The organism is Anoxybacillus sp. (genome assembly GCF_036834105.1).
Classification (GTDB): Bacteria; Bacillota; Bacilli; order Bacillales; family Anoxybacillaceae; genus Anoxybacillus.
Window position 1 is genome coordinate 1 of sequence record NZ_DAITON010000111.1, and the last position, 7,467, is coordinate 7,467.

General features: G+C 42.7%; 7 protein-coding genes. All 7 read right to left on the reverse strand.

What is annotated here, in order from left to right:
* A partial coding sequence (gene pabA, locus V7Z64_RS10370) for an aminodeoxychorismate/anthranilate synthase component II (RefSeq protein WP_334110330.1) occupies positions 1-561 on the reverse strand: 561 nt, incomplete at its 3' end.
* Between the two features lie 5 nt (positions 562-566).
* A complete protein-coding gene (gene trpE / locus V7Z64_RS10375; RefSeq protein ID WP_297990889.1) occupies positions 567-1,967 on the reverse strand; it encodes an anthranilate synthase component I in 1,401 nt (466 codons plus the stop codon).
* Between the two features lie 121 nt (positions 1,968-2,088).
* On the reverse strand, positions 2,089-3,015 hold the full coding sequence (gene cysK, locus V7Z64_RS10380; protein WP_003398237.1) for a cysteine synthase A: 927 nt from the start codon (positions 3,013-3,015) through the stop codon (positions 2,089-2,091).
* A 77-nt stretch (positions 3,016-3,092) separates the two neighbouring features.
* Positions 3,093-3,980: an Hsp33 family molecular chaperone HslO gene (gene hslO / locus V7Z64_RS10385; RefSeq protein ID WP_297990886.1), complete on the reverse strand. Its 888-nt coding sequence runs from the start codon at positions 3,978-3,980 to the stop codon at positions 3,093-3,095.
* A gap of 5 nt (positions 3,981-3,985) precedes the next feature.
* Positions 3,986-4,759: a type III pantothenate kinase gene (locus tag V7Z64_RS10390; RefSeq protein WP_003398234.1), complete on the reverse strand. Its 774-nt coding sequence runs from the start codon at positions 4,757-4,759 to the stop codon at positions 3,986-3,988.
* A 100-nt stretch (positions 4,760-4,859) separates the two neighbouring features.
* A complete protein-coding gene (gene ftsH, locus V7Z64_RS10395; RefSeq protein WP_297990887.1) occupies positions 4,860-6,743 on the reverse strand; it encodes an ATP-dependent zinc metalloprotease FtsH in 1,884 nt (627 codons plus the stop codon).
* An 85-nt stretch (positions 6,744-6,828) separates the two neighbouring features.
* The gene (gene hpt, locus V7Z64_RS10400) at positions 6,829-7,374 is read right to left on the reverse strand and encodes a hypoxanthine phosphoribosyltransferase (protein WP_091703119.1); all 546 of its coding nucleotides are present in this window, start codon (positions 7,372-7,374) and stop codon (positions 6,829-6,831) included.
* Positions 7,375-7,467 lie beyond the last annotated feature (93 nt).

The window sequence follows — 7,467 nt, forward strand, 5'->3', positions numbered from 1 at the left end:
TAATGTAATAAAATTTTTAAGCATTTCTAAGCCAAACTCGGTCATAATCGATTCAGGATGAAATTGAACTCCTTCAACCGGCAATGTTTTGTGACGAATCGCCATAATTTCTCCTTCCTCCGTCCATGCGGAGATCTCAAAACAATCTGGTAATGTATCCCTTTTTACGATTAAAGAATGGTACCGAGTAGCAACAAATGGATTAGGAATGTGTTCAAAAATTGTTTTTCCATCGTGGAAAATCGTTGATGTTTTTCCGTGCATTAAACGCTCTGCCCTTACCACTTCACCACCGAATACTTGAGCGATCGATTGATGACCGAGACATACACCGAAAATAGGAATTTTCCCAGCGAAATATTGAATGGCCTCCATACTAATTCCAGCTTCGTTTGGACTACATGGACCAGGCGAAATCATTAAAAAATGCGGTTGAAGTTGTTCAATTTGCGCAATCGTCACTTCATCATTTCGTCTGACAACGAGCTCTTCGCCTAATTGACCTAAATATTGGACTAGATTATACGTAAACGAATCGTAATTATCAATCATTAAAATCATTTCGCTCACCTCATACTTAATTGTACATGCTCTTCTTCGCTCAGCTCTTTTGCTTTCCATAAGGCAAATGCTTTCTTTAAACATTCTTTGTACTCATATTCCGGTTGGGAATCAATAACGATTCCCGCCCCTGCTTGTACATATGCAAGGCCATCTTTAGCAACCATCGTGCGAATCGCAATGTTTAACTCCATATCGCCATTAAATGCAATCCAGCCGATTGAGCCAGTATAAATACCACGCCGAACAGGTTCAAGCTCTTCGATAATTTCCATCGTCCGTACTTTCGGCGCCCCTGTGATCGTTCCCCCAGGGAAAACAGCCGCTATCACATCAAATGCATCTTTTCCTTCCGCTAGCTGCCCAGAGACGTGTGAAACGAGATGCATAACATGGGAATATTTCTCAATGACCATAAACTCATCTACCTTTACTGTCCCGTATGCACATACACGTCCAAGGTCATTACGCTCAAGATCCACGAGCATTACATGCTCCGCTCGTTCCTTTTCGTTTGCTAATAAAGACTGAGCAATTTGTTCATCTTCTTGAATAGTTTTACCGCGCGAACGTGTTCCTGCAATTGGGCGGGTACTTATGCATTTTCCTTTCTTTTTGACGAGCAACTCTGGGGAGCCGCTTACGATTTGAAATTCGGGGAAATGCATGTATGCCATATACGGCGATGGATTTAATGTACGCAACTTTTCATAAATCGAAATAGGATGCGTAAATAGCCGTCTTGACTGTCGAACGGACAAGTTTACTTGAAATACGTCCCCTTGTGCAATATAATCCCGCACCTTTTCGACCGCTTCCATAAACTGTTCCTCGCTCATCGATACCGATTCTTCTTTCTCGTAGCTTGGAATAAACGGACGGGAAACATCAGAAATGTCCATTGTCCACAGCTTTTCATATTGCTCAAGACGTTGACGCGCTTTCTGTTCTTCTCCATCTACGTAATGAGTAATCAAATAAAGAGCCGACTCTTCGTGATCATATACAAACACATCATCAAACACTAAGAAATACAAATCAGGCACTTGTAAATCGTCACGTGCGATTGAAGGGAGCTTTTCGATGTAACGAGCGCAATCATAACTAATATATCCGATGGCTCCTCCTTGGAAATCAGGACCTTCTTCTTGTGAATCGACTTCCCATTGACTGAACCACGTCTTTAACCATTTTAATATATTTCCTTCAAACGTTTCTGTACGATGTTTTTGCCACACCGTTAATTTGTTATTTTTCCCAATGATCACAGCAAAAGGATGTAAGCCGATAATGCTATATCGGCCGTCCCGACCGCTCTCAAGTAAAACATGGTGCAATTGTTGTCGTGCCAACGCCTTATATTGTGAAAACCAATCGCGATGTGCGTACGAGACCTTTTTCACCATTGTCCGTCGCTTCTGCTTGCTCACAGATGTCACTCCTCTCCATCAGTCCATACGCTTATTGTACAACGAACGGACGGAAACAATCACGAAAAAAAATTCGGCAAGAAGCTTCTTGCCGAATTTATTCTTCAAATTGGTATAACGCCGTGCTTAAATAACGCTCGCCATTGCTCGGAATGATGGCTAATACTTTCTTTCCTTTTCCTAGTTTTTTCGCTACTTGCAACGCCACGTGGATCGCTGCACCAGATGAAATACCTCCCAAAATCCCCTCTTGACGAGCAGCTAAACGAGCAGCTGCAAACGCTTCTTCTGTTTTTACCGTAACTACTTCATCGTAAATGGATGTATTTAAAATGTCCGGAACAAAACCTGCTCCAATTCCTTGTATTTTATGTGGCCCTGGCTTTCCGCCAGAAAGTACAGGAGAATCCGCTGGTTCAACCGCATAAATTTTAATGTTCGGATATGCTTGGCGCAACACTTCTCCCGCTCCTGTGATCGTTCCACCCGTTCCAATGCCAGCTACAAAGGCATCTAGTTGATCGCCCATTTGCTCAACAATTTCTTTTCCTGTTGTTAAACGGTGTACTTCTGGATTCGCTTCGTTTTTAAATTGTTGAGGCATAAAATAACCGTGCTCTTGCGCTAGCTGCTCCGCCTTTTGAATAGCCCCACGCATTCCTTCGCTACCCGGCGTCAGCACAAGCTCCGCCCCGTAGGCACGAAGTAAATTACGGCGCTCTAGGCTCATCGTATCCGGCATGACGAAAATAGCTTTATATCCTTTCGCAGCAGCGACCATCGCTAATCCAATGCCTGTATTTCCGCTTGTTGGTTCAATGATCGTATCGCCCGGTTGAATTTTTCCAGCTTTCTCAGCTGCTTCAATCATTGCTAGTGCAATCCGATCTTTTACACTGCTTCCCGGATTCATAAACTCTAGTTTTACATATACGTCTGCGCTGTCTTCATCAACGATGCGATTCAACTTTACTACCGGTGTTTGCCCAATCAACTCTGTAATCGATTGTACTACACGTGCCATTCCATCCACCTCTAATCCCGAGTATTTTTATCGAATTTGTAACCAATTTATCAGTTATTTTCGAAATTGTCAATCATTTATTGTTGTTTTGCTAATTTTTTTAACTCCTCAAGATCTTCGGCTGAAAATGTGTACGTTTCGTTACAAAAATGACAAGACGCCTCAGCCTTTCCTTCTTCATCAATCATTTGCTGAATTTCTTCTACCCCTAAGCTAATGATTGCATCTGCTACACGCTCACGCGAACAGCGACAAACAAATGATACAGGCATCTTCTCAAGAATGTTCACATGTTGTTCTCCACCAAGCAGTTCGTATAAAATTTGTTCTGGCGTCAAACCACTTTCGATCATTTTGGAGATTGGTGGAATCGTCGCTAAACTTTTTTCAATATTTGCAATCGTTTTTTCTTCTGCCCCCGGCATGAGTTGTAAAATAAAACCACCAGCCGCTAATATTGTATAATCACGGTTAACTAACACTCCCACACCAACGGATGATGGTGTTTGTTCAGAAGAGACAAAGTAATATGTAAAGTCTTCACCAAGCTCCCCGGAAACGAGCGGGACTTGTCCTGTAAAATAGTCGCGCAATCCTAAGTCTTTCACTACAGTCAATGTTCCGTTTGTTCCAACCGCCCGAGCAACATCAAGCTTTCCGTTTGCGTTTAGCTCAAAATGCACGTGCGGATTTGATACATAGCCGCGCACTTGACCTTTTGCGTTGCTATCGACAAGAATATGTCCGATCGGACCCCCGCCCTCAATTTTAATGGTAATTTGACTATCACCTTTTAACATCGCTCCCATCATGACACCTGCCGTCATGGCGCGACCTAATGCTGCCGAAGCTGTTGGCCATGTTTGATGGCGACGTTGAGCTTCGCGAACCGTTTCTGTTGTTCGCACGGCATATGCTCGCACTTGACCATCATACGCGAGCGCTTTCACTAAATAGTCTGTCATAGCTGTCACTCACCTTTCTTATTTCGCTCATATAACAATTGTAATCCTTTTAACGTTAAAAATGGATCGACGATATCAATCGCGTTCGATTCATGGGCAATTAAAGACGCTAATCCCCCTGTAGCAATGACTTTCGGTGGAACCGCGCTTTTTTCTTTCATCCGCGCAACAATTCCCTCCACCTGCCCAACATATCCGTATAAAATGCCTGCCTGCATCGCACTCACTGTATTTTTCCCAATAATATCGTCTGGACGGGCGATTTCAATGCGCGGAAGCTTCGCCGCACGAGAATAGAGCGCTTCTGTGGAGATTGTAATCCCCGGCGCAATAGCCCCTCCCATATATTGCTTATGCTCATTAATATAACAGTATGTTGTTGCCGTACCAAAATCGACAATAATGAGTGGTGCACCATACAGATGGATACCTGCTACAGCATTAACGATTCGATCGGCACCTACTTCTTTCGGGTTATCATACTTAATATTAAGCCCTGTCTTAATTCCCGGGCCAACAATGAGCGGTTTAATGTGAAAGTATTTTGTACACATTCGCTCAAGCGCAAACATAATCGGTGGCACAACAGAAGAAATAATAATGCCATCAATATCAGAAAAATGTAAACCGACATCTTGCAGCAACATTTTGATCATCATTCCATATTCATCTTCTGTTTTGTTTCGGCTCGTTTCGATGCGCCAATGAAACTTCAACTCATCTCCATCATATACACCTAGTACTGTATTTGTATTTCCAACATCCAATACAAAAATCATCGCTCATCCCCACTTTTTCACAAATTGTTCCTTTTTTCATCATATCACATCCGTTTGGGTGGACGGTAAAAAAAGATGCCTCTTATAAAAAGAGACACCTTTATTCTTCCTTTTTCGTTTGAATATTTACTTTTACCTCTTCTTGTTTTTCACCGTTTCGGTTTGGCAACGTGCCGTGTTCGAATAAATGCTTAATTTGCTCGGCATCAAGCGTTTCAACTTCAAGCAACGTATTAGCGATTAAATCTAGCTTGTCGCGATTTTCCGTTAATAGACGCTTTGCTTTCTCATAACATTCTTTAATCATTCGTTGCATCTCAAGATCAATTTCGTATGCGATTTGATCGCTATAGTTTTGTTCGTTATGCAAGTCGCGTCCTAAAAACACTTGGCCGTGGGATTGACCAAACTGCATCGGTCCTAGCTTTTCGCTCATGCCAAACTCCGTAACCATGCGGCGAGCAATGCTTGTTGCACGTTGGAAGTCGTTATGCGCTCCCGTACTTACTTCACCAAATACAATTTCCTCAGCAACACGTCCACCGAGAAGCCCTGTAATTTTATCGAGCAGCTCTGGTTTTGTCATAAAATAACGGTCTTCTTTTGGCAACATGACTGCATATCCACCCGCTTGCCCCCGCGGTACAATCGTTACTTTATGCACCATTTCCGCATCAGCAAGCAACATACCAATGACAGTATGACCTGCTTCGTGGTACGCAACAATTTTTCTTTCCTTTTCCGAAATGACGCGACTTTTCTTTGCTGGACCAGCAATAACACGGTCTGTCGCTTCGTCAATATCGCTCATATCAATTTTCTTTTTGTTGCGGCGAGCAGCGACGAGGGCTGCTTCATTTAGTAAGTTCTCTAAATCAGCACCAGAAAAACCAGGTGTCCGCATCGCAATGGCCTTTAAATCAACAGATTCATCAAGCGGCTTGTTGCGTGCATGCACACGAAGAACCGCTTCGCGTCCTTTCACATCTGGACGATCAACCGTAATTTGACGGTCAAAGCGCCCTGGACGTAAAAGAGCAGGGTCTAAAATGTCCGGACGGTTTGTCGCAGCGATAATAATAATTCCCTCATTACCGCTGAATCCATCCATTTCAACAAGCAACTGGTTTAATGTTTGCTCCCGTTCATCATGGCCTCCGCCTAAGCCGGCACCACGCTGACGTCCAACCGCATCAATCTCATCAATAAAAATGATACAAGGGGCGTTTTTCTTCGCTGTTTCAAACAAATCACGTACACGCGAAGCACCGACACCAACGAACATCTCGACGAAATCTGAACCGCTAATAGAGAAAAACGGAACACCCGCTTCTCCTGCGACCGCTCTAGCTAACAACGTTTTTCCTGTCCCGGGCGGTCCAACAAGGAGAACACCTTTCGGGATGCGAGCGCCGAGCTCTACAAATTTGCGAGGATCTTTTAAAAACTCAACGATTTCAACGAGTTCTTGTTTTTCTTCGTCCGCACCAGCTACATCTTTAAAGCGAACGCGCTTTTTCTCTTCGTTATACAACTTCGCACGGCTTTTGCCGAAATTCATCACCCGGCTGCCGCCACCTTGAGCTTGATTTAATAAAAAGAAGAACAAAATAAAAATGATGATAAACGGAATAATGGACGTAAAAAACGTCACCCATCCGCTCGTTTCATCCGCAGGCAACACTTCTACTTTTGCCTGTTTTGCCGCCTCATCAATTCGTTGAAGAATTTGCGGACTATTTGCGACGTAGGTCGTGAAAAACTGCCCTTCAGCGTATGTTTTTAATTGTCCACGAATTTCATAAACGCCTCGCTCTGGCTTCAACGAGACGTACTTCACATCACCATTTTCTAGATGGGTAATGAACGCATCGTACGTCATCCGTTCCGCACGTTGGTTGCCGCCGTTTAAAAAACTTACAACGCCGATGACGACAAGAAAAATTAGTAAGTAAAAGATTGTATTACGGAAAATGCGGTTCATCTCCTACCTCCTCCCACACTTAAAACACGCTATAGTCAATAGTATCATAGAAAAACGTTCCAAAACAAACGATGTGCATGAAAAATTATTTACTGTATACTTCCGGTTTTAACACACCGATGTACGGAAGATTTCGGTATTTCTCACAATAGTCTAACCCATAACCGACAACGAATTCATCCGGAACGATAAAACCGACATAATCTGCTTCGATATTTGCCTTTCGACCAGACGGTTTATCAAGCAACGTCACAATTTTAATCGATTTCGCTTTACGATAACGGAATAAGTCCGCTAAATAACTTAACGTTAACCCGCTATCAATAATATCTTCAATGATGAGAACATCACGACCTTCAATCGATGTGTTTAAGTCTTTTAAAATTTTCACCTCACCCGATGATACCGTGGCATGACCGTAACTTGATACGTCCATAAAATCGATTTCTAAATATGTATCGATATGCTTAATCAAATCTGCCATAAACGGCATCGCACCTTTGAGCACACCGACCGCGAGCGGAAAGCGACCGTCATATTCTTTTGTCAACAATGCACCTAGTTCCTTTACTTTTTGCTGAATTTGCTCCTCTGTAATTAAAATTTTTTCCATATCTTGATGCATACCCATATTCTTTCCTCCTACCATCATTCATTGCTTTTTATAGTGTAACTGTAGATGAGCAATTTTTATAGCAATAATTACCATAAAAAAGAGACAAAC

Excerpts from the sequence above, each read along its gene's own strand:
- hpt (WP_091703119.1), bottom strand. The coding sequence starts at position 7,374 with ATGGGTATGCATCAAGATATGGAAAAAATTTTAATTACAGAGGAGCAA.
- cysK (WP_003398237.1), bottom strand. The coding sequence starts at position 3,015 with ATGGCACGTGTAGTACAATCGATTACAGAGTTGATTGGGCAAACACCG.
- trpE (WP_297990889.1), bottom strand. The coding sequence starts at position 1,967 with ATGGTGAAAAAGGTCTCGTACGCACATCGCGATTGGTTTTCACAATAT.
- ftsH (WP_297990887.1), bottom strand. The coding sequence starts at position 6,743 with ATGAACCGCATTTTCCGTAATACAATCTTTTACTTACTAATTTTTCTT.
- hslO (WP_297990886.1), bottom strand. The coding sequence starts at position 3,980 with ATGACAGACTATTTAGTGAAAGCGCTCGCGTATGATGGTCAAGTGCGA.
- V7Z64_RS10390 (WP_003398234.1), bottom strand. The coding sequence starts at position 4,759 with ATGATTTTTGTATTGGATGTTGGAAATACAAATACAGTACTAGGTGTA.